At 60.0% G+C, this 24,485-nt stretch carries 20 protein-coding genes; 13 read left to right on the forward strand and 7 right to left on the reverse strand.

What is annotated here, in order from left to right:
• Window positions 1-11: 11 nt before the first annotated feature.
• The 4 genes from AC1Q6J_RS01585 to AC1Q6J_RS01600 all read left to right on the forward strand — a co-directional run bounded on the left by AC1Q6J_RS01585 (window position 12) and on the right by AC1Q6J_RS01600 (window position 3,931).
• Window positions 12-1,898, forward strand: coding sequence for an ABC transporter permease (locus AC1Q6J_RS01585; RefSeq protein ID WP_492277568.1), 1,887 nt, complete (start codon window positions 12-14; stop codon window positions 1,896-1,898).
• Window positions 1,895-2,686: an ABC transporter ATP-binding protein gene (locus AC1Q6J_RS01590; RefSeq protein ID WP_492277569.1), complete on the forward strand. Its 792-nt coding sequence runs from the start codon at window positions 1,895-1,897 to the stop codon at window positions 2,684-2,686. The genes AC1Q6J_RS01585 and AC1Q6J_RS01590 overlap by 4 nt, the downstream gene beginning before the upstream one ends.
• Entirely contained in the window at window positions 2,683-3,387 is a 705-nt protein-coding gene (locus AC1Q6J_RS01595) for an ABC transporter ATP-binding protein (RefSeq protein WP_492277570.1), read from the forward strand. Before AC1Q6J_RS01590 ends, AC1Q6J_RS01595 begins: the two co-directional genes overlap by 4 nt.
• A 61-nt stretch (window positions 3,388-3,448) precedes the next feature.
• A complete protein-coding gene (locus AC1Q6J_RS01600) occupies window positions 3,449-3,931 on the forward strand; it encodes a MarR family winged helix-turn-helix transcriptional regulator (RefSeq protein ID WP_492277571.1) in 483 nt (160 codons plus the stop codon).
• A gap of 11 nt (window positions 3,932-3,942) precedes the next feature.
• Here AC1Q6J_RS01600 and AC1Q6J_RS01605 read toward each other — a convergent pair whose 3' ends face one another.
• Window positions 3,943-5,142, reverse strand: coding sequence for an amidohydrolase family protein (locus tag AC1Q6J_RS01605; protein ID WP_492277572.1), 1,200 nt, complete (start codon window positions 5,140-5,142; stop codon window positions 3,943-3,945).
• Window positions 5,143-5,316: 174 nt separating this feature from the next.
• Here AC1Q6J_RS01605 and AC1Q6J_RS01610 point away from each other — a divergent pair, with 174 nt between their 5' ends.
• The 3 genes from AC1Q6J_RS01610 (at window position 5,317) to AC1Q6J_RS01620 (ending at window position 9,349) form a co-directional block, all read left to right on the forward strand.
• Window positions 5,317-6,090 carry a ferredoxin--NADP reductase gene (locus AC1Q6J_RS01610; RefSeq protein WP_492277573.1) on the forward strand — a complete coding sequence of 258 codons (774 nt, stop codon included), beginning with the start codon at window positions 5,317-5,319 and terminating at the stop codon, window positions 6,088-6,090.
• 102 nt (window positions 6,091-6,192) lie between these two features.
• Window positions 6,193-7,572 (forward strand): GumC family protein, encoded by a 1,380-nt coding sequence (locus AC1Q6J_RS01615; RefSeq protein ID WP_492277574.1) that lies wholly within the window; start codon window positions 6,193-6,195, stop codon window positions 7,570-7,572.
• 148 nt (window positions 7,573-7,720) lie between these two features.
• Window positions 7,721-9,349: an inorganic phosphate transporter gene (locus AC1Q6J_RS01620; RefSeq protein ID WP_492277575.1), complete on the forward strand. Its 1,629-nt coding sequence runs from the start codon at window positions 7,721-7,723 to the stop codon at window positions 9,347-9,349.
• Window positions 9,350-9,434: 85 nt separating this feature from the next.
• On the opposite strand, the gene AC1Q6J_RS01625 is transcribed toward AC1Q6J_RS01620, so the two are convergent.
• The gene (locus tag AC1Q6J_RS01625) at window positions 9,435-10,595 is read right to left on the reverse strand and encodes a patatin-like phospholipase family protein (RefSeq protein ID WP_492277576.1); all 1,161 of its coding nucleotides are present in this window, start codon (window positions 10,593-10,595) and stop codon (window positions 9,435-9,437) included.
• A 271-nt stretch (window positions 10,596-10,866) separates the two neighbouring features.
• Between AC1Q6J_RS01625 and AC1Q6J_RS01630 the strand changes: the two genes are divergently transcribed.
• The 4 genes from AC1Q6J_RS01630 (at window position 10,867) to AC1Q6J_RS01645 (ending at window position 14,958) form a co-directional block, all read left to right on the forward strand.
• On the forward strand, window positions 10,867-11,655 hold the full coding sequence (locus AC1Q6J_RS01630) for a 3-hydroxybutyrate dehydrogenase (protein WP_492277723.1): 789 nt from the start codon (window positions 10,867-10,869) through the stop codon (window positions 11,653-11,655).
• A gap of 13 nt (window positions 11,656-11,668) precedes the next feature.
• Complete coding sequence (locus tag AC1Q6J_RS01635) at window positions 11,669-12,442, forward strand: acetoacetate decarboxylase (protein WP_492277577.1); 774 nt, start codon at window positions 11,669-11,671, stop codon at window positions 12,440-12,442.
• Window positions 12,443-12,522: 80 nt separating this feature from the next.
• Complete coding sequence (locus AC1Q6J_RS01640; RefSeq protein WP_492277578.1) at window positions 12,523-13,584, forward strand: CorA family divalent cation transporter; 1,062 nt, start codon at window positions 12,523-12,525, stop codon at window positions 13,582-13,584.
• A 12-nt stretch (window positions 13,585-13,596) separates the two neighbouring features.
• On the forward strand, window positions 13,597-14,958 hold the full coding sequence (locus tag AC1Q6J_RS01645; protein WP_492277579.1) for a carbohydrate porin: 1,362 nt from the start codon (window positions 13,597-13,599) through the stop codon (window positions 14,956-14,958).
• On the opposite strand, the gene AC1Q6J_RS01650 is transcribed toward AC1Q6J_RS01645, so the two are convergent.
• The 4 genes from AC1Q6J_RS01650 to AC1Q6J_RS01665 form a co-directional block, all read right to left on the reverse strand.
• Window positions 14,959-15,744, reverse strand: a complete 786-nt coding sequence (locus tag AC1Q6J_RS01650) for an enoyl-CoA hydratase/isomerase family protein (RefSeq protein ID WP_492277580.1) — start codon at window positions 15,742-15,744, stop codon at window positions 14,959-14,961. It abuts the gene before it with no gap.
• A gap of 27 nt (window positions 15,745-15,771) precedes the next feature.
• Window positions 15,772-16,932, reverse strand: coding sequence for an acyl-CoA dehydrogenase family protein (locus AC1Q6J_RS01655; RefSeq protein WP_492277581.1), 1,161 nt, complete (start codon window positions 16,930-16,932; stop codon window positions 15,772-15,774).
• Between the two features lie 14 nt (window positions 16,933-16,946).
• Window positions 16,947-18,005 (reverse strand): acyl-CoA dehydrogenase family protein, encoded by a 1,059-nt coding sequence (locus AC1Q6J_RS01660; RefSeq protein WP_492277582.1) that lies wholly within the window; start codon window positions 18,003-18,005, stop codon window positions 16,947-16,949.
• 243 nt (window positions 18,006-18,248) lie between these two features.
• Window positions 18,249-18,692 (reverse strand): PAS domain-containing protein, encoded by a 444-nt coding sequence (locus tag AC1Q6J_RS01665; protein ID WP_492277583.1) that lies wholly within the window; start codon window positions 18,690-18,692, stop codon window positions 18,249-18,251.
• Between the two features lie 301 nt (window positions 18,693-18,993).
• On the opposite strand from AC1Q6J_RS01665, the gene AC1Q6J_RS01670 reads away from it, so the two are divergent.
• Entirely contained in the window at window positions 18,994-20,424 is a 1,431-nt protein-coding gene (locus AC1Q6J_RS01670) for an aldehyde dehydrogenase family protein (RefSeq protein WP_492277584.1), read from the forward strand.
• A gap of 80 nt (window positions 20,425-20,504) precedes the next feature.
• The gene (locus AC1Q6J_RS01675; protein WP_492277585.1) at window positions 20,505-21,392 is read left to right on the forward strand and encodes an NAD(P)-dependent oxidoreductase; all 888 of its coding nucleotides are present in this window, start codon (window positions 20,505-20,507) and stop codon (window positions 21,390-21,392) included.
• Between the two features lie 20 nt (window positions 21,393-21,412).
• Here AC1Q6J_RS01675 and AC1Q6J_RS01680 read toward each other — a convergent pair whose 3' ends face one another.
• A complete protein-coding gene (locus AC1Q6J_RS01680; RefSeq protein ID WP_492277586.1) occupies window positions 21,413-24,247 on the reverse strand; it encodes a bifunctional transaldolase/phosoglucose isomerase in 2,835 nt (944 codons plus the stop codon).
• Window positions 24,248-24,485: the final 238 nt, after the last annotated feature.

Below are 24,485 nucleotides of genomic sequence, written 5' to 3' on the forward strand. Positions count from 1 at the left end.
GTGGATCGCATATGAGCTTCTATTTTGTTCAGTTCCTGACCGGTCTTGCGAGCGCGGCATCGCTGTTTCTGGTTGCCTCGGGCTTGTCGATCATTTTCGGCGTCACCCGGATTGTGAATTTTGCGCACGGCGCATTCTACATGCTGGGCGCGTATGTCGCGTTCACGCTGACCGAGCGGCTGTCCGGCACGCTGGGTTTCTGGGGCGGTATTGTCGTTGCGGCGCTTGCCGTTGCGGTTCTGGGCGTGCTGGTTGAGATGATATTGTTACGGCGAATTTATAAATCGCCGGAACTGTTTCAGCTTCTAGCCACGTTCGGCCTGACATTGATGGTCGAAGACCTTGTTGTCCTGATCTGGGGGCCGGACGATCTGGTCGGCCGTCGCGCACCTGGGTTTCGCGGCGCCGTCGATTTCTTCGGCCAGAACATTCCTTCCTATGATCTGTTCCTGATCGTGCTCGGCCCTGCCGTCCTGGGAGCGCTGTGGCTGTTGTTCCGCCGCACGCGCTGGGGCGTTCTGGTCCGCGCGGCGACCCAGGATCGCGATATGGTGGCGGCGCTGGGTGTCAATCAGAAGTGGTTGTTTACCAGTGTATTCGCGGTGGGTGTGTTCCTGGCTGCTCTCGGCGGCGCGCTGCAAATTCCACGTGATGCTGTTCACCATGCGATGGATCTGCGCATCATCGTCGATGTCTTTGTCGTGGTCGTGATCGGTGGTCTTGGCAGCATCACCGGTGCGTTTGTTGCCGCGGTGCTGGTCTCCGAACTCAACGCATTCGGCATTCTGATATTCCCGAAAATTTCGATCATTCTCGTATTTCTCGTGATGGCCGCGGTGTTGATCGTGCGGCCATGGGGACTGTTCGGCAAGCCGGAAGCGGTCGCGCGTAAGACGCCGGGTCTGACAGTCCGCCCATGGCGGCCGCTGACCACGAACGAACGTTTCGCGATGCTGGCTGCGCTGATCGTTGCGGCGGCGCTTCCGCTGTTCGGCGGCAACTACGCGCTTACGGTTGGTGCGGAGATAGCTATCTTCGTGGTCTTCGCGGCGAGCCTGCACTTCTTGATGTCGGTCGGCGGACTCGCATCATTCGGGCACGCAGCCTATTTCGGTCTCGGCGCCTATGGTGTCGCCTTCTTCGCCAAGGCTGCGGGTTTGCCGATGATCGCGTGCCTGTTGCTCGGGCCACTGCTTGGTTTGATTGGTGCGGCCATCTTCGGATTCTTTGCCGTACAGCTTTCGGGCGTCTATTTCGCGATGCTAACGCTGGCCTTCGCCCAGATCGTCTGGTCGATCGCATTTCAGTGGGTTGGGGTTACGGGTGGCGACAACGGAATTTTAGGCGTTTGGCCTGATGCGTGGGCGGCGGGGCCGGTTCATTTTTATTGGCTATCGCTGGGTATTGCGGCGCTCGCGGTGGCGCTGCTTCGCATCATCGTGTTTTCCCCGTTCGGCTATGCGCTGCGCGCGACCCGGGATTCTGCATTGCGCAGCGAAGCTATCGGCATCAACGGCAAGCGTATTCAGTGGACCGCGTTTGTGATTGCGGGCACTGCTGCAGGTGTGGGCGGTGCATTGTTTGCATACCTGAAGGGGAGTGTATTTCCCGACAGCCTTGGCATCTCGTTGTCGGTCGATGCCTTGGTGATGGTGCTGCTGGGCGGGGTCGAGACGGTTTCTGGCGCTGTGGTCGGTGCGATCGTCTTCAAAGCGCTTAACATTTGGCTGGTCAGCCAGACGGATTGGTCCAAGCTCGTGCTTGGCGCAGTCATCGTGCTGATCGTGGTCGTTTTTCCGAAGGGCATCGTCGGGGTGATCGAAACGATCCGCACACGGCGCCAATCGAAGTCGTCGAAGTCTGCCATTATGGCATCACGGATCGAGAGCGCGGAATGAGTGCTACGCCTACACTTCTTTCGGTCGAAGGCCTGACCAAATCCTATGGCGGCGTCCACGCGGTGCGCGGCGTGTCGTTTTCCCTCGCGGCTGGCGAAATTCTCGCGCTGATTGGACCCAACGGAGCCGGCAAAAGCACATGTTTCGACATGCTCAACGGCCAGAATATTCCGGACAGTGGCCGAATCAATCTACTGGGCAAGGACACTGCCGGAAAGAAGCCACGTGCGATCTGGCGGCTCGGCGTTGGCCGCACATTTCAGATCACGGCGACATTTCCCACCATGACCGTGCGCGAGAACGTGCAGATCCCTTTGATCTCGTATAACGCCCAGCTTTTCAATATGTGGCGTTCGACGCCCGGCTTTGAGCGAGACGAAGCGAACCGGCTGCTCGATCTTGTCGGCATGAGCGGGTATGCGGAGCGTCCATGTGGTGAGCTTGCCTATGGCGACCTCAAGCGCCTCGAACTTGCGATTGCGCTCGCCAATCAACCGAAGCTCCTTTTGATGGATGAGCCGACGGCCGGCATGGCGCCGCGCGAGCGGGTCGAACTGATGCGCCTGACCGCACGCATCGCGCGGGAGAAATCAATCGGCGTTCTTTTCACAGAGCACGATATGGACGTGGTGTTCGAACATGCCGACCGTATCCTTGTGCTCAATCGTGGCACGCTGATCGCGGAGGGGACACCCGAGGAGGTTCGGCGCAATCCCCAGGTTCGCGCGATCTATCTCGGCGAAGGTCTGGTCTACGACGCGCGTCATCGGGAAGGAACGCCCGCATGAAGCTGTCAGTTCAGGGACTCAACAGCTACTACGGTCCAGCCCACATTCTGTTCGATGTCGCGCTTGATGTCGGGGATGGGGAAGTCGTTGCGCTTCTCGGCCGCAACGGCGCCGGCAAGTCGACCACGTTCCGGTCGATCGTCGGCTTGGTCGAACAGCGGGAAGGCCAGATCGTATTCGAGGGAAAGGATGTTTCCGCTCAGCCGACGCATGCCATCGTGCGCGGGGGGCTCGGTTATGTGCCGGAGGAACGCCGCATCTTTACCGATCTTACGGTCGAGGAGAATCTGGAAGTGGGGCGTCAGCCACCGCGCCAGAATGCTCCGCAATGGACTCGCGAGAAGCTGTTCACATTGTTTCCGAACCTCGGCGAAATGCGAGGTCGGCTGGGTGGGCGCATGAGTGGCGGTGAACAGCAGATGCTCACTATCGCACGGACCCTGATGGGCAATCCGTCTCTGGTGTTGCTCGACGAACCCTCGGAAGGGTTGTCGCCGAAGATTGTCGAGCAGATGGTAGGTGCCATCCTTGCCATGAAGAAGGAAGGCGTCAGCATTGTTGTGTCCGAGCAAAATCTCCACTTCGCGAATCTGATTTCCGACCGGGCCTATATCATCGAACGCGGCCGTATCTGCTTCAGCGGAACCATGAGCGACCTTGAGGCACGTCCGGATATTCGCGACGCCCATCTGGCGGTGTGATCGATCGCTGCGGTCACAACGTCCACCAGACGAAGACAAGATATTTATTAGAGGAACGGGAATGGCCAAGGCCGCTCAGAACAAGTTCGCTGCACCAGCCAGGGGTGTTCCTCCGAAAAGAAGTCCGAAAAAGCAGCCCTATGTGCTTGAGGATCAGATCGGCTTTGTGTTGCGCCAGGTCTGGCAGCGTCATGCAGCGATCTTTGCGAGGGAAATCGGGATCAACCTGACACCGGCGCAATGGGCGGCGCTGGCAAAGCTGACCGAGACCGGGCCATGCTCTCAAAACCAGCTCGGACGCCTCACCGCAATGGATGTTGCAACCATCAAGGGCGTGATCGACCGGTTGACTGCGCGGGGTCTGACTGAAACCGGTTCGGATCCGCAGGACGGTCGCCGGCTTCTGGTCAGCCTCACTCGCGCCGGGCAGGCGTTGGCAGAGAAAGCCGCCCCAAACGCGCTGGCGATCTCGAAAGAGACGCTTGCACCACTGGATGCAAAGGAGCGCGAAATCTTCGTTGCGCTGCTGAACAAGCTGCGCTGATGGATCTCTGATTAGTGCGCGACGATCTCCGGCACCTTGGTCGCGGGCGGGGTATTTCGGCTGCGATGTGTGCGGACGATGCCGTCGATGATCGTCATGCCGATACCGGGCAAATCGCCGAGTTGAACGCTATCCAGAATATTTTTCCCGGCTGAATGCTGAGCTTTGTCCATAATGACGAAATCCGCGGCTCGTCCGACTTCAATGATGCCGCAGTCCAGCGCGCGCATCCGCGCGGTGTTGCCGGTAGCAAAGCAGAACGCGGTTTCCGCCGGAACGTCGCCGAGCGCCGACAGCAAAGACACCATCCGCAAGATACCAAGCGGCTGAACGCCTGATCCTGCCGGGGCGTCGGTACCGAGAATGACGCGGTTCAGCTCTTTCATCTCACGGGCAATCCGCAGCGTGTAGAGCGCTGCGCGTTCATTTCCGTTGTGGACCAGTTCGAGACCCCGCTTGCAGCCTTCGCAGATACATCGGATCTGTCCATCGGGCAGGGCGGTGTGGCCGCCGTTGATGTGGCCGACAACATCGGTATCTGCTTCAAGCACAACGTCCGCGTCTATCAGGCCGGATCCGGGAATCGACGGGCCGCCGGTGTGGATTGTGCTTTGAATGCCGTACTTGCGTGCCCAAGCCACCATCTTGCGCGCGGTGGGGCCGTCCTTGACGCCGCCGAGGCCTACTTCACCGAGCAGTCTGACGCCGGCTGCCGCAAGCTCCTTGAAATCCTCTTCCGTCATTCCGGGTTCGATCACCGGCGCGCCGGCATGAACCTTGACACCGCCGGGACGCAGATTGTCGAACGCGCGCTGAGCGAAGATCGCCATCGCCTTCACGCCGACCACATCGCGCGGGCGGCCGGGCATGTGAACCTCGCCAGCCGAAATCATGGTGGTGACGCCCCCATTCAGAAAGCTGTCGATCCAGCCGATCTGGTTCTGCCGCGGGGTCCAGTCGCCGGCGACAGGGTGGACGTGGCTGTCGATCAGGCCAGGGGTGACCGTCGTTCCGTTGGCATCGATGACGGTGGTCGCGCCCTCGGCGTCGATATCCTTGGCCCGCCCGATCACGGTGATCTTGCCGTTCTCCGCGACAATAGTGTCGGCATCCAGGATTGGCTGCTCCATGGCTCCGCTCAGGATCAGGCCGATATTCCGGATCACCAGCTTGGTCGGGCCGGTGGTGCCCTGGGGCGCATCGTTAGCCATGGATTCTTCCCTTCCGTGCAATGCCTTTTCAGCGGGTCGGCTCCAACTTGAGCGCGGCTTGACGGCAGGATCAAGCCGGATTATTCATTAGTACACAAATGAATTGGCGAGGCAATCTGTCTCCGTGTTTCTGATTTTGCCCCGTCGTTGGCTCTGCACACCGGATCGAGCGAAATGAGCAATTTCAATCAGGAGAGCGTTCTCAGTGTTCATCACTGGACCGATACGCTGTTCAGTTTCACGACGACGCGCGATCCGTCATTCCGCTTCCGCAACGGCGAATTCACCATGATCGGCCTGAAGGTCGGCGAGAAACCGCTGCTGCGCGCCTACAGCGTCGCGAGCGCCAACTACGAAGACCGGCTGGAATTCTTCTCGATCAAGGTGCCGGATGGTCCGTTGACCTCGCGCCTTCAGCATCTGAAGGAAGGCGACCAGATTATCGTCGGGCGCAAGGCCACCGGCACGCTGGTGATCGACAATCTGAAGAACGGCCGGAATCTCTATCTGATCGGCACCGGGACCGGGCTTGCGCCGTTCCTCAGTGTCATCAAGGACCCCGAAACCTATGACCGCTTCGAAAAGGTGGTCCTGCTGCACGGGTGCCGCCGTGTCGCCGAGCTCGCCTATGGCGAGATGATCACTGAGCGGTTGCCGAAGGACGATCTGATCGGCGAGCTGGTCCGCAACCAGTTGATCTATTACCCGACGGTGACGCGCGATCCATTCCGCAATCGCGGCCGGATCACTGACCTGATGACGTCGGGCAAGCTGTTCGCAGATACCGACCTCGCTCCGCTGGAGGCCGCGCACGACCGCGTCATGATCTGTGGCAGCCCGGCATTGCTTCAGGACACGCGGGCGCTGCTGCTCGACAAGGGATTCACCGAAGGCAACCACGGCGAGCCCGGCGAGTTTGTCATCGAAAAGGCGTTCGTCGAACGCTAGCAGGTGACCATTTTTGCGCCGCTTGGACAGGTATTGGCCTCGCAATGCGTGCCGATTTGTCGGATGATCCGGTCCCAAGACGCGTAGCGCGGGGACGTTGGCATGGCGATTTCCGAAAACGACAGGCGCGATGCGTACCTGTCCCGGATTCAGGTACCTGCCCTGGATGTGGACGGGTTTGCAGCGATGTTGCGCCGCCGGGCGGCGTTTATCGGCGCGGTAACCGCCATCTGCGCCACGCTCAGCCTTGCCTGGATATTGCTGTCGGCTCCCCGGTATGTCGCATCCGGCCAGATTCTGCTCGGTTTGCCTGCTCAGGTGACAGCCGATGCCGGCAAACCGGAAGCTGCCGCAGCCGGTATCGACAGCGAGATCGGCGCCCTGACGTCGCGTAGCGTCCTCGACAAGGTTATCGCAAGACAGAAGCTCGACACCGATCCGCTTTTTGGCGGCAAATCGAAAGGGATTCTCTTCACGCTCCTTGCCGGTGTCGGACTTGTCCCTGCAACCGAGCCGCACATAGTGGCATTGCGTCAGTTGAACCGTGCGATCAGCATCGTTCGTAACTCCACCTCTAACACGGTGAACATTAACGTCGTCACGCTGGACCGCGAAACGTCGGCGCGTATCGCCAACGCGGTGATGGATAGTTATATGGAGGAACAGGAGCGCGCCGGTGCGGAGGCAGCATCGGGCGCCGTGGCACCTCTCGCCGGACGGTTGGAAACGCTTCAGACCCGCTCGTTGGAAGCCGAACGGCGTTATGAAAAATATCGCAGCGATAGCCGCGCGATGATGGCTGGTGGCCAGTCCGGTGCCGAGAAACAGGTGAGCGAAATTTCAGACCAGATCACCGCGGCTGAGGCCAAGGCCGGTGGTTTGCGTTCGACGCTGAATCAGATCCAGCGTGCCAGAAGAACCCTCGATGGCGGCGGAATACCGGATACGATCCGGGAAGGAGCAATTGGGACGTTCAGAACCCGCTATGCCGCCGCAAGGCAGCTGGAAATTGATCTGTCCGATACGCTCGGGCCCCGTCACCCCGACCGTGTGATTGCCAGGATGCGAGCGGCCGAAGCCAGACGGCTGCTGGAGCGGTCAATTCAGGATGTGGCTCAGTCCGTCACAGCCGAACTGGAACGTACCCGTGGTATTCTGACTCAGCTCAAGAGCCGCCTTGAAGCATCGAGACAAAACCTCATTAAGACGAACGAAGTGATTGCCCGCCTCAAGGAACTGGAACGAGAGGTCGAGGCAAACCGTGCCGCGTATCAGGCGATCCTGGCCCGGTCTCAGCAACAGCAACCGGACAATGCGAGCCCCCGGATATTGAGCCGCGCAACGGTACCGCTGGTATCTGGCCGTACATTCCCTGTCGGGGTTCTGCTCGTCAGCGTGTTGCTCGGTCTCGGTCTGGGTATCAGCCTGGCCTGGTTGCTTGAATTGATGAACGAGCAAAAGAGAGCGGGCGCATTGCGTTAGCTCACTGCATTTCCCGAACAACTCCAGGACTTTCGCGCGGCGCCCCGTCGGCAGGATTCAGTACGTCGCTGGGCCGATATGAAAGGTGTCATCCAACCTTCAAGTTAACCAGTCAAATAGAACCCCTGAGTTTCATAAGGGGTATGAGATGAGCGACATTACATTGAATTCCGGGATCGCCGATGGGCAAACCATCGAACCGGCCTCAAGGCCTAATCTCGATAAAGGTTTCAACCCGCTGACAATGATTCTGTTTTTTGGCATCCTTGCCGCGGGTGCATTATTCGTTGCCTACAGCATTTACGTCGATATCGACGCAACCGGCACCAAGGTAACGACCTATCTTCCTTACATCTTGCTGTTCATCGCACTGCTGATTGCGCTCGGCTTCGAGTTTGTCAACGGCTTCCACGACACCGCGAACGCTGTCGCAACGGTGATTTATACCCATTCGCTTCCAGCCGAATTTGCAGTGATGTGGTCGGGCTTTTTCAATTTTCTCGGCGTGTTGCTGTCGAGCGGCGCGGTCGCATTCGGCATTGTCTCGCTGCTGCCGGTTGAACTCATTCTTCAGGTCGGAAGCAGCGCTGGTTTCGCCATGGTGTTCGCGCTCCTGATCGCAGCCATTATCTGGAATCTCGGCACCTGGTACTTCGGTCTTCCGGCGTCCAGCTCGCACACGCTGATCGGCTCGATCATTGGCGTCGGCGTCGCCAATGCGGTGATGCGCGGACGTGACGGCACGTCGGGTGTCGACTGGACCAAGGCCACCGAAATCGGTTACGCGCTGCTGCTCTCGCCGTTGTTCGGCTTCTGCATGGCCGCGCTTCTCTTGCTGGTGTTGAAATTTGTGATCCGGAATCCCGCGCTTTACGCTGCTCCGGAAGGAAACAAGCCGCCGCCGCTGTGGATTCGCGGTATTCTCATTGCGACCTGCACAGGGGTTAGCTTCGCGCACGGCTCAAACGACGGTCAGAAAGGCATGGGCCTCATCATGCTGATCCTGATCGGCACCGTGCCGACGGCCTATGCGCTGAACCGCGCCTTGCCGGAATCGCAGGTCGTCAAGTTCCAGCAGACCTCAGAGGCCGCCTCCAAGGTCATCGCGGCGAAAGGCGCTGGTCACAGCGTCATCGGTGACCCCCGTCCGGCAGTGACGCAATACGTCTCGCTGCACAAGATTAGCGAAGGCACTTATCCGTCGCTGGCGATCCTCGTGAAGGACGTCGGCGATCAGGTGCAGAAGTACGGCACGTTGAACAAGGTTCCTGCCGAGGCGGTGGGTAACACCCGCAACGATATGTACCTCACTTCGGAGGCCATCCGCTTCCTGATGAAGGACAAGGAAAACGACCTGAGCAAGGAAGAGGTCGCCACGCTCAACGCCTACAAAGGCTCTCTCGACAGCGCCACGAAATTCATTCCGACCTGGGTGAAAATCGCGGTGGCTATCGCGCTCGGCCTTGGCACCATGATTGGCTGGAAGCGCATCGTTGTCACTGTCGGCGAAAAGATCGGAAAGACGCACCTGACCTACGCACAGGGTGCATCTGCCGAGCTCGTTGCAGCGGGGACGATCGGTGCGGCTGACATTTTCGGCCTTCCGGTCTCGACGACCCACGTGCTGTCGTCCGGCGTTGCCGGAACGATGGCGGCTAACGGTTCGGGATTGCAGATGGCGACCATCCGCAACCTGCTGATGGCGTGGGTGCTGACCCTGCCGGCTGCGATCTGCCTGTCGGCGGGCCTCTATGTGTTGTTCTCGCACCTGTTCTGATCCAACGCTGCAACAGCGGTAGTAGACAACGAAAAGCCCGCGCGAAAAGCGCGGGCTTTCTCTTCAAACGAGATATCGCAGAAGCTCAATAGTCCTTCTCGCGATGCACGTCGTGGATGACGATGCCCATCCCAGCCTCCGGCATCGCCAGCCATTCGCGCCGCTTCAGCGTGCGGCGCGTGTCCTCAAGGCCGCTCAGCCAGTGCTCGCGCATCGAGGTGGCGGAGAATTCGTGGTCCTTGGAGTCGCCTTCATAGGCCTTCTGCTGATAGATCATCTGCAAGATGGTGATTTCCGGCAGGTCCGCGAAGTGATCGCGCAGCGCGCGCTCGTGATCCGTTAGTCTGTCTTCCGGGACCTTCAGCAGCGTCTTGTAGAAATCGGTCTTCAGGTTGTTCATGCGCTTGTAGACGTCGGTATTGTAGCGCGTGCGGGACGAGTACATGATGTCCTTGTGCCGGGCCATCACCTCCTGGATATCGCGCGGCAGGACTCCCCGAGCGTTGAACAGGTCGACCTGAAATACCAGCGAGTTCATTTTGTCTTCCTGATCGAGCAAATGCTGCAGCGGCGTATTCGAAACGATGCCGCCGTCCCAAAAATGGTCGGTGCCGATCTTCACCATGGGCAGGGCTGGCGGCAGTGCGCCACTGGCCATCACATGCTCGGGCTCGATGATTTCTTTCTTGTTGTCGAAGTAAAAAAAGTTGCCAGTGAGAACATTCACCGCGCCAACGGCGAAATGCATCTTGCGTGAATTGATCAAATCGAAATCGACGAGCTCTAGCAGCGATGCGCGCAGCGGCGCGGTGTCATAATAACTGGTTGCTGTTTTGGCCCCGGCCGGGCTGAACCATGGATTGACGTCGTGCGGCTTGAAGAAGCCTGGCTGCCCCATTGTGGTCGTCAGGAACGAACTCGTCATGTTGCGTGCCTTGCGGTAGATGTCGCCATCCGGCGTGTAGTGCCAGACCCTGCGGCTGGTGATGCGGTCCCAGAAAGTCCGCAGCCGTTCGAGGCGCCGCTCCGGCGGGTTACCTGCGATAATGGCTGAATTGATTGCACCGATCGACACGCCGCAAACCCAGTCGGGCTCCATGCCGCTTTCGTGCAGGGCCTGATAGACGCCTGCCTGATAGGCGCCGAGCGCGCCGCCGCCCTGAAGAACCAGCGCCACACGATCACAGCGATCGGGGCGCCAGCTTTGCGATTCAAAAGTTTCGGATTTCGGCGTGCGCGCGTCCATGATTTTGCCCCGTTGATTTTGCCTCGAAGTCCTATGCGCAAATTTCAGACGAGCGGTGACGCTGTCGTGACAGGCCACTCTTTTGATTGCGGAATCCGCTTCGTGGTTAGCGGATGGGGCCGTGCAGAAACGGGGTGTCACCGGACTGAAGAAATTTCCTCACATCGATGTCAAGGACCGACGTTAGCTGTTGCGCATCGCAGTTCTTCCCGCTCCTTAACCGAGCTGCCGGTGAAGGATGTGGCACCCGCCTCGGCAGTTCAGATTGGCTATCAGTATGCTGTCCGGAAAATCCGCCATCATCACAGGCTCCACCAGCGGTATCGGGCTTGGGATTGCCCGCGGGCTGGCCGCCAGCGGTGCCAACATCATGCTCAACGGATTTGGCGATCCTGCGGAGATTGAAACCATTCGTCAGGACATCGCGGGTGAACACAATGTCAAGGTGCTATTCAGCCCGGCCAACATGACGATTCCTCAAGAGATCGAGAAGATGATCGCGCTCGCTGAGGAAGAGTTCGGAGGCGTCGATATTGTCGTCAATAACGCCGGCATTCAGCATGTCGCGCCTGTCGAAGAGTTTCCCGTCGAGAAATGGGACGCCATTCTGGCGATCAATCTGTCCAGCGCTTTCCACGCCACGCGGTTGGCGATCCCGGCGATGAAGAAGCAGTCGTGGGGCCGGATCGTTAATATTGCGTCGGCGCATGCGCTGGTGGCTTCGCCGTTCAAGTCGGCCTACGTGTCCGCCAAGCACGGCATTGCCGGCCTTACCAAGACGGTTGCACTCGAGGTCGCCGAGCATGGCATCACTGTCAATGCCGTTTGCCCCGGCTACGTCATGACGCCGCTGGTGGAAAAGCAGATCCCCGAACAAGCCAAGGCGCGCGGTATCTCCGAGCAGCAGGTGATTTCCGATGTTCTGCTGGCGGCGCAGCCGACCAAACGTTTCGTCACCGTGGAAGAACTGGCTGCGCTGGTGACATTCCTCTGCACCGACAACGCGAAATCGATCACCGGCACGACGCTGCCCGTCGATGGCGGCTGGACCGCGCACTGAAAGGAACGCTTCCATGCGCAGAGCAGATATTCTCAGATTGCCTTCGATGCCGGCCGCCGGTCCGAGTTATCCGGCGGGGCCATATCGCTTCATCGATCGCGAGTTTCTGGTCATCACCTACGAGACCGACCCGGATCTGATCCGCGCCGGATTGCCTGAACCGCTGGAGCCGATCGACACTCCGATCGTCCACTATGAGTGGATCAGGATGCCGGATTCTTCCGGCTTCGGCAGCTATACCGAGTCGGGCCTGGTCATCCCCGCACGCCTGAACGGTGAAGAGGTCAATTTTGTCTCGCAGATGTATCTCGATGACGATCCGCCAATTGCCGCGGGACGCGAGATTTGGGGATTCCCAAAGAAGTATGCACACCCCAAGCTCGAGGTCGTGAAAGATACGTTGACTGGCACGCTGGAATATTCCGGTCAGCAGGTCGCCATGGGCACCATGGGTTATAAGCACGAATCCATGGCCGGCAACGGCGAGATCACACGCGCCACGCTGTCCAAGACCCAGATCAATCTGAAATTGATCCCCGGTGTCGATGGCCGTGCCGAAGTCTGCCAGCTTGTTGCGATCAACTTGACCGACATCAACGTCAAGGGCTCATGGATCGGGCCTGGGCGGCTACATCTCATCCCGCACGTTAATGCACCGGTGGCCGATTTCCCGGTCAGGCGCGTGATAGGGGCGCATCATTTCCTGGCCGACCTGACGCTGCCCTATGGCCGTGTCGTGCATGACTACAACAAGGAAGCGGACGATCTGGCGGAGGCGGCAGAATGACAGGCGCTGACATGCGCCTGTAACAAACTTGTCGTCATACTCGATCGATATCCGGGTGGCCCGAGCCATCCGGAAGCGTTGTGAGTTCTGGGCTGTCGGGGCGTATCGTGCAAGCAGAAGCGTTAGCGGCTGAGGATATCGCGGCCGGGCATTCTCCGCATGCGGCGCAGATTCCGGGGCTGGTGTGGGCGTTCCGGATTCATGTTGATGGAAGTGCCGAACCGCTCGACGTGGAGGGATCAATCGATCTGCGTGGCGATGGGCTGCTCTGGCTGCATTTCAATCTCGGCGATCTGCGTGCCGATCAATGGCTGGCCTCGGCTGACCTCGATATTCCGGAAGTTGGCAAGGCGCTGCTGTTATCGCGGGACAATTTCCAGCAGATCCACGCTGTTGATGACAGCATCTATGGCGTCTTTTCCGATCTGGTGCGCGCGATCGACCGCGTTACCGAGGAAACCGGCTATCTTCATTTTGTTATGACCGAACGGCTGCTGCTCAGCGGCCGTCATCACGCACTCTGTGCGGTCGATGCGACGCGGCGCGTTCTCGAAAGCGGCCAGCAGCGCATCGGCAACGCGGCTGCTCTGCTCGAAACCATCGTCGAATACGTCGCGGAGACGATGGAGCGTGTTGCCGAGCGCGTTGGCGCGCGCCTCGACAGTATTGAGGAGAAGGTGCTTTCCGATGATTCGGCCGACCTTCGCAGGGATCTGGGCCGGCTGCGCCGCACCTGCGTCCGCCTGCATCGTCAACTGTCTGGCCTTTTGCTGATGTTCCGCCGCCTCGATCTGCAAGGGCCGGACGCGCTTAAGCCAGCATTGCGGCTGCGCGCTGGCAAGCTCGCGCAGCGGCTGGATGCTCTCGACCATGTGGTCGTGGAAATGCGCGAGCGGAGCCGGTTGCTTCAGGAAGAACTGCATCTCAAAATCGAGGAACAGACGAACAAAAGCATCCATCTGCTGTCCGTGCTGACAGCGCTGCTGCTGCCGCCGACGCTGGTGACCGGCATTTTCGGCATGAACACCAAAGGATTGCCGCTGACCGATGTGGAGACCGGCTTTCTGACGGCCAGCGTTCTGATCGTCTCTTCATCCGCGCTCGCATATTTCATCATGAAACGCTTCGGCATCCTGAGATAGCTCGAGATCGCCGTGCAACATCCGTGCAAATTGCTGCGGACCATAGCGACCGCCAGCGTCATATGCGTGTTCCCGCTGCATGGAGCGGGTGCCGCCGATACGAAGCCCGCATCGGACAAGCTCGCGGCGAAAAGTCCGCGCGAAATCCTGGCCGACTGGGGCGTGCAATTCAACGCGACTTACATTTCGGAAGTGTTCGGCAATGCGTCGGGCGGCATGCGGCGCGGCTCGGTTTATACAGGGCGTCTCGATCTCGGCATGGACGCCGATCTCGAAAAGCTCGTCGGCTGGACCGGCGCCAGGTTCCACGCCAACATGTTTCAGATTCATGGTCAGGGTCTGTCCCGCGACTATGTCGGGAACCTCATGCTGGTCAGCGGCGTCGAAGCGCTCCGCGCGACGCGGCTGTATGAATTGTGGATTGAGCAATCTCTGTTTGGCGGCGCGTTGCAGGTTCGTGTCGGACAGCAGGCATCCGATATCGAATTCATCGACAGCAAGTACGACGATATTTTCACCAACTCGGCGCTGGGGTGGCCCGGCATCACCGGTATCAATCTGCTGAGCGGCGGCCCATCTCCGCCACTGGCTGTGCCAGGCGTGCGCATTAAGGCGCAACTGGCTGATGACATCACGGCCAATGCCGCGATTTTTGACGGTGACGCCGCTCCGCCGGACAGGCTGGTTGATCCGCAGATCGCAAATCCACATGGGATGTTGTTTCGCGTTCACGACCCGGCGTGGGTGATTGGACAGCTCAAATACGGATTTCAACTTGGCGAAAGCAAATTACCGGGCACGTTGACCGGCGGCGCCTGGAAACATCTCGGTGAATTTGGAGACATGCGGTATGCGACAGGGGGCTTTCTGCAGGCAGACCCTCTGAGTTCGGGAGTCCCGCTGAAACGCCGCGGGAATCACGGCATCTTTGGCGTGTACGAGCAAATGCTGTCGCGCGCTGCGCCGGGTTCTGACAAGGGTGTCGGCTTCTTTGTCCGGACATCCGTCAGTCCGTCGGATCGAAATCTTATCAGCTTCTATATCGACGGCGGCTTCCAGTTCACCGGCTTCAGCGAAGCGCGCCCCAATGACAAATTCGGTGTCGCCATGACCTATGCGCGCATTTCCGATGCCGCACGCGCCGCCGATCGCGATGTGCAGGCGTTCACAGGGGCACCGTTTCCGGTGCGTGACTTCGAAGCGGTGTTCGAGATGGCGTACATGGCGGAGATTCAAACCGGCTGGACCGTTCAGCCGGTCTTCCAGTACGTCCTTCATCCGGGAGGAGGCGTGGTCGATCCCAACGACCTGACCCAGACAAAGCGTATCAAGGATGCCGCAGTGTTTGGCCTGCGCAGCACCTTTAACTATTAGTCATCGTCCTTTGAAGTTGCCCGCGCGCCGCTCGGCAGTCGCCTTGATGCCTTCCTGGAAATCCTCGGTTTCGCGCAACCAGGTCTGTTCGGCGAGTTCGTGATCGGTTTGCGCCTTGACCCGATCCGCGAGGCCTGCCCGCATCGTCGCCCGCGTCGACATCAATCCTAATGGCGAGTTCTCTGCAATCTCGTTTGCGAGCTTGAACGCTTCGGTACGTACCTGATCCTGCGGCACCAGCACATTGGCGAGGCCCATCCTGAAAGCTTCTTCGCCGGTCACGCGGCGGCTGGTGTAGAACATCAGCGCGGCGTTGTTCTTTCCTATCACCTCAGGCAGCGTCACGGTTAACCCGAAGCCCGGATGAAACCCAAGCCTGGTAAAGTTCGCGGCGAAGCGTGCTTCGGGGCAGGTGACGCGGAAATCGGCCGAGACCGCAAGTCCCAATCCGCCACCGATGGCGGCGCCCTGAACTGCGGCGACGATCGGCTTCTTGTTGCTGAAGATGCGGACGGCTTCGCGATAAAGATCGCCGGTGGTTCCGTCGCCGGACGCTGCATCACCGTCGAATCCGGCAGGCCGGTTGAAGTTCGCGCCGGCGCAGAAGGCTTTTCCTTGCGAGGCCAGCACCACGGCGCGGGCGTCCATGTCATTGTCTATCTGCCCGAGCGCGTCGGCGATCTGGCGGATCAGGGACAGATCGAAGAAATTCAGCGGCGGCCGGCGAATCTCGATCAGCGTGACGTGCCCGTGTTTTTCCACGCCGATGTCGGTAAAGCCGCTCATGAATGTTCCTCGTTCGATGTTGGTTCGTTAGCGTAGTCCAAGGCCGCGTGCGATGATGCCGCGCAGGACTTCGGTCGTCCCGCCTTGGATCGTCAGCTTCGGAGCAATTTTGATGGCGAACGCCAACTGATCCTCAAGGGTGCGATGATTGGAAGCATCGGTGTCGATGAAGGCGGCAAGATCACGCACGCGATGCGGAAGCTGCTGTTCCCAGATCGTGCCGATGTCCTTGACGATCGACGCCTCGACGACGGGTTCCTTACCTGCATGTAGCATGCCCGCGACAGAGACTGACATGCGGCGCATGGTGTGAAGCTGCGCCACCAGCCGGCCGATTCCTTCTGCGCCGCGCGTGTCCGGATTCGGTCCAAGCGCGCGCACCAGTTCGGTCAGCACATAATAGGTTTCAAGAAACCGCTCTGGCCCGCTGCGCTCGTAAGCCAATTCGCTGGTCGCCTGCTTCCATGCGCCGTCGATTTCGCCGAGGACGTGATCGCCCGGCATAAAGGCATCCTGAAACACGACTTCGTTGAATTCCTTCAGACCGCTGATCTGCGCGATCGGATTGACCGTGATGCCGGGCGTCTTCATATCGACCAGAAACTGCGTCAGGCCGTGGCGCCGGTTCTCCTTGGTGGGCGGTGAGGTGCGGAAGATCGCCAGCATGTAGTCGGCTATATGCGCCGAGGTGGTCCAGATCTTGGTGCCATTGATCAGCCAGCCGCCGTCGGTCTTGGTGGCCTTTGTTTTTGCTGCGAACAGATCGGAGCCGGAGTTTGGCTCGCTCATGCCGATGGCGAAACAGACTTCGCCGCGGCAGATGCGCGGCACGATATCCATCTTGATCCGTTCGTTGGCGTATTTGAGCAGAACCGGGCCGCTCTGGCGATCGGCGACGAAGAAGCGCCGGGTCGGAGCGTTGGCGATACGCATCTCTTCGGTGACGACGTAGCGTTCAAGGAAGGTGCGCTCGTGTCCGCCATATTTTTTCGGCCAGGTCATGCCGATCCAGCCGCGTTCACCGACCCGGCGGCTGAACTCCGGAACGTCGGTGTCCTCGCGTTGCGGCTCATGCGGATTGAAGGTGCCGGCGGCGATTTCCTCGGCGAGAAAGGCGCGCACCTCATGCCGCAGCTTTTCGCATTCTTCCGGCAGACGAATTTGGTCAAAACGAAGCGCTGCGGTCATGATCAGTTCCTTTGTCAGCGCGAGGCGACCAGCGGCCACAATTCGTCCGCACCGCGTGCGGCAACGAATTTTCCGAGTTCGGTCGCCCAGTAACTTTCATGGCCGAAATCGTCGCGCCATCCCAGTGCGCGCAGCGTGTAGCGGTGCAGAATATGCTCCATCGAGAAGCCGATGGCGCCATGCACCTGATGCGCGATGGCCGCGCCTTTCTCGGCAGCTTCCGCGCAGCGGATTTTTGCCGACGCAGCTTCCAGAAAGATCGCGTCGTCGAACGACGAGCTATTCGCGATAGCGTCGGCGGCTGATCCAGCAGCGGCGACGGCGGCAGCGACTTCACCCGCGAGCCGGGCGAGATTATGCTGCACCGCCTGGAATTTCGAGATCTGCTTTTCGAATGCAACACGTTCGTTTGAATAGCGCACGCTCATGTCGAGCATGGTCTCCAGTGCGCCCGCGATTTGCAGGCTGCGCACAGTCGCGCCCATCAGCATCAGTGCCACAGGCGTCGTACCCGATGGCGCCGGCTTGGACAAAACAGGCCTGACATTATCGAATGTCACTGTGTCCGACACGTCGCCGCCGAGACTCTCTCGGGCTTCGATCCGGCAGGCGGAGGCTTCCACCAGCGCAATGGAATATCCCTTCGCGCCCTGTGCGATCACTGCGATATGCGCGGCGTCTGACGCAAGCGGAACGCCGCGAACCCGTCCGCTGAGGGAGCCGTCCGCGTTGATCGAAACGCGGTCCTGCGGCCGCGCCGGGGCAACAGTCATTTTGCCGGCGGGTGAGGGAAGTCCGGCCTGCGCCAGCAACCAGCCCGCGAGCATTGTTTCGACCAGCGGAATTGAAATTGCAAACCGGCCTGCCGAACTCGCAACGCTGAATCCATCCGCGAGGCTCGCGCCGGAGCCATCGCAGTCTTCTGGCACCCATGAGAGCGGTAGCCCCGCTTCGGTGAGCGCGGCCCAGAGTGGTGTTTTCCAGCCGTCGTTTGCGGCATTGTTGATGTTCCGAGCGTCGGCGAGGTCGGAAAAGATCCGTTCGGCGGTTTCCGCAACGATGTTTTCGGTCACGCTGGGATGCCTTTACTGCCAGCTCTGAGGGTCTGCGCCATTTGTCTGTCAGTCATCAAAGTCCTGCACATTTTTTTGCCCAGCCATCGAGCCGGGAGGCGATTTTTGCAACGCAACTAGCGTCGGATTGGGTGTCAGCCCAGGCTGAAAGCAACGAAATAACGTCGTCCGGAACGGTATCCCGTCGCTCCGAACGGTGTCAAATCAGATCAGGTTTTCAGAAACGCGGTACGGCAGAGGCCGTTAGCCGCTCCGCGGCGTTCGTTGAAGTTCTGCAATCTCGCGCCTTAACGCGAGCCTTTCCGCGAAACTCCGGGTGACGTCGCGAAGCACGGCAACCGTTCCATCAGGCAGGCCGCGTTCATCGCGCAGCATGACAATCGTGAATTCGACGGAGATGCGTTGGCCGCCCTTTGTCAGCGCCGGAACCGAGAGCAGATCTCCGCTGCCATAGCGGCTCTCGCCGGTCGCCATCGTGTGCCGGTATCCAGCCCAGTGCCGCGCTCTGAGATTCTCGGGAATGATGAAATCGAGCGGCTGTCCCATTGCTTCATCGGACGAGAACCCGAAAATTCGCGTCGCACCGGGATTCCAGAACGTGACGGCGCCGTCGCGGTCGGTTGCGATGATGGCGTCTGATGCTGATGCCAGTAATGCATCGGCGAGACCGGCGGGAGCGGTTATCATGTGCTCTCTTGTATCGGGAATTCCGCTAATAGTGGCTTATTTTGAGCAATTGTCAAAAGAGATCAAAGGCGGCGTAAAAGGCCGTTTGGGGCTGTTTTGAGCCGTTAAATCGAGCATGCAGCGCATGCCTTGCATGCGCTGAGCCGGTGGACGCCGCCAAACAGCCAAGGATGGTCTTTCGCTCCCGCCACAACAAAGATACCATCAAGGAATATCGGCGAGGGCCGGTAGATGAATTCACCGATCGTATGATCGATTCCATCCATCTTTACGCAAGATCGCGGCAGTTAAGGGAAACGTCATGACCAATCGTATGCAGTTCTATATCGACGGAAGCTGGGTCGATCCCGTCGTCAAGAAGTCTATCCCTGTCGTCAACCCGGCGACGGAAGAAGCGATGTATGAAATTGCGGTTGGATCGAAAGCCGATGTCGACAAGGCGGTGGCTGCTGCTCGCCGCGCTTTCGAAACCTTCTCGCAGACCAGCCGCGAAGAGCGTGTCGCGCTGCTCGAAAAGATTATCGCGGTTTACAAGACCCGCATGAAAGATATCGGCGCCGCCGTGTCTGACGAGATGGGTGCGCCGCTGCCGATGGCGGAGAAGATGCAGGCCGGAGCCGGCCTCGGTCATCTCGCATCGACGCTCGAAGTTCTCAAGAACTACCAGTTCGAGGAGCCGGTCGGCTCCGCCGTCGTGGTTCGCGAACCCGTCGGTGTGATCGGCATGATCACGCCATGGAACTGGCCGCTCAACCAGATCGCCTGCAAGGTCGCGCCTGCGCTCGCGGCGGGCTGCACCATGATTTTGAAGCCGTCGGAGTACACGCCGTCGTCCGCGCTGATCTTCGCTGAGATCCTGCACGAAGCAGGCGTGCCGAAAGGTGTGTTCAATTTGATCAACGGTCTTGGTCCTGATGTTGGCGTCGCCATGAGCGAACACCCGGGAATCGACATGATCTCGTTCACCGGCTCGACTCGCGCCGGTATCGACGTCGCCAAGCGCGCGGCGAATACCGTCAAGCGCGTCAGCCAGGAACTGGGCGGCAAGTCGCCGAACATCATCCTCGATGATGCCGATTTCACCAAAGCTGTGACCGGCGGCGTGGCGCACATGTTCAATAACTCCGGCCAGTCGTGCAATGCGCCTTCGCGCATGATCGTGCCGCAGGCAAAGATCAAGGAGATCGCTGCGATCGCCAAGGCTGTGGCGGACAAGACCAAGGCGGGCGATCCGCGCGCCGAGGGCACCACGATCGGCCCCGTCGTCAACCGCACCCAGTGGGACAAGATACAGGGTCTAATCCAGAAGGGCATCGACGAGGGCGCCACGCTGGTTGCTGGCGGCGTCGGTCTTCCTGAAGGCGTCAACAAGGGCTTCTACGTTCGCCCGACCATCTTCTCGGATGTCACCAGCGACATGACGATTGCCAACGAGGAAATCTTCGGGCCGGTTCTGGTGATCATGGGCGCGAAGGACGAGGCGGAGGCGGTCAAGATCGGCAACGATACGCCATACGGACTCGCAGGCTATGTCTCAGCCGGCACCGTCGAGCGCGCACGTAAGGTCGGCCGTCAGCTGCGCGCTGGCAACGTCAACCTCAACGGTGTGCCAAACGAGCGCACCGCTCCGTTTGGCGGCTACAAGCAGTCGGGCAACGGCCGCGAGTGGGGCAAGTTCGGTCTCGAGGAATATCTCGAAGCGAAGGCGATCGCTGGCTTCAACGCAGCCTGAGATATGTCCCCATGATTTTGCCGGCGCGGGATTGCTCGCGCCGGCATATCTTTTTCTAAGACCAGCATGGATCGATGAGCATGGCGACGCCCGATACTGTTGTATTTATCGGCCTTGGTCAGATGGGCCTGCCCATGGCGAAGCGGTGCATCGCCGCTGGTTTCAAGGTTCGCGGTGCTGATCCATCGCTGCCCGCGCGTGAAGCATTTGCCGCCGCGGGCGGAGAAATCTTCGCGAGCGGACGCGAAGCCGCAAAGGATGCGTCGATTATCATCACCATGCTGCCGGACAGCAAAATCGTGCGCGAAGCCGTGCTGGGCGAACAAGGCGTCGCCGATGTTCTTGCGAAGAATGCGCTGATCATCGACATGAGTTCATCGGTGCCTGTCGATACGCAGTCGCTTGGCAGGGACCTTGCCGCGCGCGGGATTGCGCTGATCGATGCGCCGGTGTCCGGAGGCGTCAAGCGCGCCATCGACGGTACGCTGTCGATCATGGCCGGAGGTGACGCTGCGCTTGTCGAGCGGGCGAAGCCGGTGCTGCAAGCCATGGCGAAATCCGTCTTCGCGACCGGGCCGCTTGGATCGGGCCATGCGATGAAGGCGCTGAACAACTACGTCTCCGCCTCCGGACTTGTCGCGGCCTGCGAGGCGCTGCTGGTTGGCCGTCGCTTCGGCCTGCAACCCGACACGGTCATCGACGTGCTCAACGCATCGACCGGCAAGAACAACTCCACCGACGTCAAGATGAAGCAGTTCGTGATCTCGGAAACCTTCGCGTCAGGATTTTCGCTGGCGCTGATGGCTAAGGATCTGCGCATCGCTGCCGATCTGTCGAAGCTCGTCGGCCTCGATCCGTCGAACGCGGAAACGATCGCGTCGTTCTGGGAGAACGCCAAGGCTGCGCTCGACAGGAACGCAGATCATACCGACATCTATCGCTTCATCGCGTCTGCGATTCACGATTGATAACGCCCGCAGCCCAGAACCTATTTCAAGGCGCTTCGAACGGCCGCATCGATGGCCGCGAGGCCCTTCGCCACATCGCCCGTGATGTGAAGCCGCAGCGCGCGGCGGCCACGCTCCGCCAATACGCCGAAATCGCCGCGCGCCTGCGCCGCCTCGATGACGCCGAAGCTGATCTTCTGGCCGGGGACATCCAGATCGGCGGCGCCGTCTGCGGTGATCTGCAAGAATACGCCGTTGTTCGGTCCGCCCTTGTAGGCCTGTCCGGTGGAATGCAGAAAACGCGGCCCAAAGCCGACACATGTCGCGGCATGTTTGCCATCGCGGATCGCAATGCGGATGCTCTGTATCGCAGCGATATTGGCATCGCTGCGGTCAAGATAAGCAAGGGTCGCGACATAGTCACCCGCCTTGATGCGGGCGAGATGCGCCCTGAGCCAGGACGTCAGATCGCCATCGGCTCCAGACTTTCGCAATGCATCCGCGTTTGCCGTATCGGTGTAGATCGCAATCGCGCCGTCGGTTGCGACAGCAGTCTCGGCGGGCATTGTGCCTGATGTCTCGAATGCGGACGTCAGTTCCCGCGTCTTGACCTTCGCGGCCTCAACATCTGGCTGATCGAATGGATTGACCCCCATCACCGCGCCGGAAACCGCGGTGGCGATCTCGAAACGGAAGAACTCCTGTCCGATATGCGCAGGGCTTGTTACGGTGATGCGGATGATCGGATGGCCCGCGGCCTCCAGCGCGGTCAGTGCCGTTTCTCGCGCGTTGTCGCTGTCGTCCTTCAGCCGCAGATCGATGAACACACGATCTTTGCCATAAACCTCTGGCTTGCCGAGAGGCTCACCTTCGAGCGGGATCAGCGCCTTGCCGTTCTTGCCGGTGGATTCGGCGATCAGTTGCTCAGCCCAGGCGCCGAAATCCGCGATGCGCTGCGATCCGTTGAGGGTGAGCTTGTCGCGGCCATGCTTGGCGGCGGCGGCGAGCGCCAGTCCCAGCTGAACGCCCGGATTTTCCGCAGGCGGCACATCGGGACCGCAAGAGCGCACCATCGCGCTCGCGAGACCGAGAAATTCCGCAATGTCGATTCCAGCCGCAGCCGCCGGCACAAGGCCGAACGGCGAGAGTACCGAGTAGCGGCCGCCGATGGTCGGCTCGCCGTGGAAGATCTGCGCAAAGCCGCGCGCGGCCGCCACCTTTTCAAGCGACGAGCCGGGATCGGTCACCGCGACAAAACGTTCGGCGGCCTTTGCGCCGGCGCGGACGAAGAAATATTCCATCAACGCGTTGGGCTCGGTGGTGCCGCCGGATTTGCTCGATACGATGAACAGCGTCTTGTCCAGATTAATCGTGGCTTCGGTGCGCCGGACCTGCTCTGGATCTGTGGAGTCCAGAATGCGCAGCTTCGGAAAGCCGTCGATCTGGCCATAGGTTTCCGCGAGTACTTCCGGTCCGAGACTCGAACCGCCCATGCCGAGTACAACGGCGTCGGCGAAATTCTTGCTCTTCACCCAGCCCGAGAATGCGGCATAGCGCTCGATCTCGCTTTGCTCGCGTGCGACGACATCGAGCCAGCCGAGCCATTTAGCTTCGTCGCCATCCGTCCACACCTTCGCATCGCGCCGCCACAACGCGCGGATGGTGCCGTTTGCACGCCAGCGCTCGGACAGCGCCTTGGCGTCCTTATCGATCTCTGCCGGCAATTTGATGGTCTGCGCATCGATGCGAGAGGCGAGGATCGCCGCGCGTTTTTGCGCGACAGCGCCGAGCAGCTTGTCGAAGGCCTCTGCGAACAGTTGCACGCCATCGTCCACCAGCGCTTCAGTGATTGCATCCAGCGAAATGCTGCTTTTCGCGAGACCCGCGAGAACGCGCTCGGCGTCAGGAATGTTCTGTTCAAGACTGTCGCGCGGCTTGCCGTGGTCGCGGAAGGCATCGAGGGTCGCGGGCGGCACGGTGTTCACCGTATCGCGTCCGACCAGTTCCTCGACATACAGCACATCGCTGTAGGCCTTGTTCTTGGTCCCGGTCGATGCCCACAGCAGGCGCTGGACTTGCGCGCCTTTTGCCGCGAGCTTTTTCCAGCGCTCGCTGCCGATCACTTTCAGATAGTGCTGATACGCCAGCTTGGCATTGGCGATGGCGACCTTGCCCTTGAGCGTTTCGAGCCGCGCCTTTTCATCGCCGCCCGCAGCCGCGATCTTGGCATCAAGCTGGTTGTCGACGGCCGTATCGATGCGGCTGACGAAGAAGCTGGCCACGCTGGCGACGCGCTTCGGATCGCCGCCGCCTGCGATGAGGGCTTCGAGGCCGGAGATATAGGCTTCGAGAACTTCTGCGTACATTTTCTGCGAGAATAGCAGCGTGACATTGATGCTGATGCCCTGCGAGATCAGCGCGCGGATCGCCGGCACGCCTTCGCGTGTTCCGGGCACTTTCACCATCAGGTTGCCGCGGCCAACGCTTTTCCAGAGCCGCTGCGCCTCGGCGATGGTGCCTTCGGTGTCGCGCGCGAGATAAGGTGAGACTTCGAGGCTGACATAACCGTCCGCGCCCTTCAGGCCGTCATAGACCGAATGCAGTGCATCCGCTGCGCGCTGAATGTCTTCCACGGCGAGGGCTTCATACAGATCGGCCACCGGCCGGTCGCGCTCATTCAGAAGCGCGGAGACGGCGCCGTCATATTCGTCGCTTCCGCCAATCGCCTTCTCGAAGATCGAGGGATTGGATGTGACGCCGCGCACCCCGTCGCTGTCGACCAGCGCCTTGAGTTCGCCGTTGGCGATGAAGCCGCGTGCGAGGAAATCGAGCCAGATCGCCTGGCCGTGAGTCGTGAGAGCTTTAACTGGGTTCATACCGTCTCTGAGGGATTGGGCGGGGGCGGGAAGGGGGGCGTTGATCGATCTCATTCAGCCAGAATAGATCGCCTATAGGGCAGGATTATAGAGAGTGCCATCGGCAGCCCGATTTTTTGCTGAAACATGGGAGAAGGATTTCCGCCTGTTGCCTCTCGGAATAGGAGGACTCTCTACGTTTTGAAGCGCATGGGCAAGAATATCCTTAGTTTTTCAACGATCTAGACCCGTTTGGGGC

The organism is Afipia sp. MLSD5-FHT05B12 (assembly GCF_058793355.1).

Coding starts and splice junctions, on each gene's coding strand:
- AC1Q6J_RS01615 (WP_492277574.1), top strand. CDS start 6,193: ATGGCGATTTCCGAAAACGACAGGCGCGATGCGTACCTGTCCCGGATT.
- AC1Q6J_RS01610 (WP_492277573.1), top strand. CDS start 5,317: ATGAGCAATTTCAATCAGGAGAGCGTTCTCAGTGTTCATCACTGGACC.
- AC1Q6J_RS01595 (WP_492277570.1), top strand. CDS start 2,683: ATGAAGCTGTCAGTTCAGGGACTCAACAGCTACTACGGTCCAGCCCAC.
- AC1Q6J_RS01590 (WP_492277569.1), top strand. CDS start 1,895: ATGAGTGCTACGCCTACACTTCTTTCGGTCGAAGGCCTGACCAAATCC.
- AC1Q6J_RS01650 (WP_492277580.1), bottom strand. CDS start 15,744: ATGAGCGGCTTTACCGACATCGGCGTGGAAAAACACGGGCACGTCACG.
- AC1Q6J_RS01665 (WP_492277583.1), bottom strand. CDS start 18,692: ATGATAACCGCTCCCGCCGGTCTCGCCGATGCATTACTGGCATCAGCA.
- AC1Q6J_RS01585 (WP_492277568.1), top strand. CDS start 12: ATGAGCTTCTATTTTGTTCAGTTCCTGACCGGTCTTGCGAGCGCGGCA.
- AC1Q6J_RS01680 (WP_492277586.1), bottom strand. CDS start 24,247: ATGAACCCAGTTAAAGCTCTCACGACTCACGGCCAGGCGATCTGGCTC.
- AC1Q6J_RS01670 (WP_492277584.1), top strand. CDS start 18,994: ATGACCAATCGTATGCAGTTCTATATCGACGGAAGCTGGGTCGATCCC.
- AC1Q6J_RS01620 (WP_492277575.1), top strand. CDS start 7,721: ATGAGCGACATTACATTGAATTCCGGGATCGCCGATGGGCAAACCATC.
- AC1Q6J_RS01600 (WP_492277571.1), top strand. CDS start 3,449: ATGGCCAAGGCCGCTCAGAACAAGTTCGCTGCACCAGCCAGGGGTGTT.
- AC1Q6J_RS01605 (WP_492277572.1), bottom strand. CDS start 5,142: ATGGCTAACGATGCGCCCCAGGGCACCACCGGCCCGACCAAGCTGGTG.
- AC1Q6J_RS01635 (WP_492277577.1), top strand. CDS start 11,669: ATGCGCAGAGCAGATATTCTCAGATTGCCTTCGATGCCGGCCGCCGGT.
- AC1Q6J_RS01655 (WP_492277581.1), bottom strand. CDS start 16,932: ATGACCGCAGCGCTTCGTTTTGACCAAATTCGTCTGCCGGAAGAATGC.
- AC1Q6J_RS01675 (WP_492277585.1), top strand. CDS start 20,505: ATGGCGACGCCCGATACTGTTGTATTTATCGGCCTTGGTCAGATGGGC.
- AC1Q6J_RS01625 (WP_492277576.1), bottom strand. CDS start 10,595: ATGGACGCGCGCACGCCGAAATCCGAAACTTTTGAATCGCAAAGCTGG.